At 54.6% G+C, this 833-nt stretch carries 1 pseudogene; it reads right to left on the reverse strand.

Annotated elements, in window-relative coordinates:
- Window positions 1–517 precede the first annotated feature (517 nt).
- Window positions 518–667 (reverse strand): annotated as a pseudogene (locus tag VSR82_RS39870) (DDE-type integrase/transposase/recombinase); the annotation flags it as partial.
- Window positions 668–833 lie beyond the last annotated feature (166 nt).

Consider the following 833-nt stretch of genomic DNA (forward strand, 5'->3'; position numbering starts at 1 on the left):
TCCAGTACCATTCGCACAGCCCGCTCACGAACTTCCGGCGAGTACCTCGGGGACTTCTTCTTCGTGTTTTCCATAGCTCCATTTTCTCAAGAAGTGGAGTCTCCGGAAAACCCGGGGCGCTTCAGTTCGTAAACCGGGCCCGGTGTCCGCTCGGCTACGTCGAGTATGCGACCACGAAGTATGTGACGAGGTACCTGTTGTGCGTGGGCCGCATCATCGACCGCTGGAGGCGCGGTGGCAGTAAGCGGCAGTGATTTGAACGGCTCTGATGTGATGGACGACTTCCGCAGTTCGGGGCCCGGCATATTCCAAAGTGGAGAATTGTCAAAGCCAGATCCGAATGTTGGAGTGCGGGCGATTTACAGATGTTGGGGGTGAGGTTGGTTTTGTGGCTCCGGTGCAAATAGGTAGCGTGGTCGAAATAATCTTTATAGATTGGGGTACCTGATCGATTGAACAGGACGGCGTTCCAAACCGCGGGCGCGGTGGTGTCGCTGAGCCTGAGCGCGCAGAGGTCGAACTGCGCCTTGCGAATGCGATGCATCAACTGGATGCCTGAAATCGTGATCGCGGCACTTCGGAACCGTTTGAATCCAAGCATCACGTTCGTTCTTGACTTGATGTGACGATGGTCCTGTTCGATCAGATTATTGAGATACTTCCGTTGGTGAGCACGAAATAGCCCACGCCGGCGACGGGATGCGCATTAGAAGCGGTTTCAAAAAGCCCGTGAAGGGGCTGTTAACTTTTCCATCAAGCTGTTAAGGAAGCTCTGCAGAAGTCGTTTTCGTAGCGGCGATTTTCCACACGCATCGCAGTCTGAACGGCGACGA

The organism is Burkholderia sp. JPY481 (assembly GCF_038900515.1).
Lineage (GTDB): Bacteria > Pseudomonadota > Gammaproteobacteria > Burkholderiales > Burkholderiaceae > Paraburkholderia > Paraburkholderia youngii.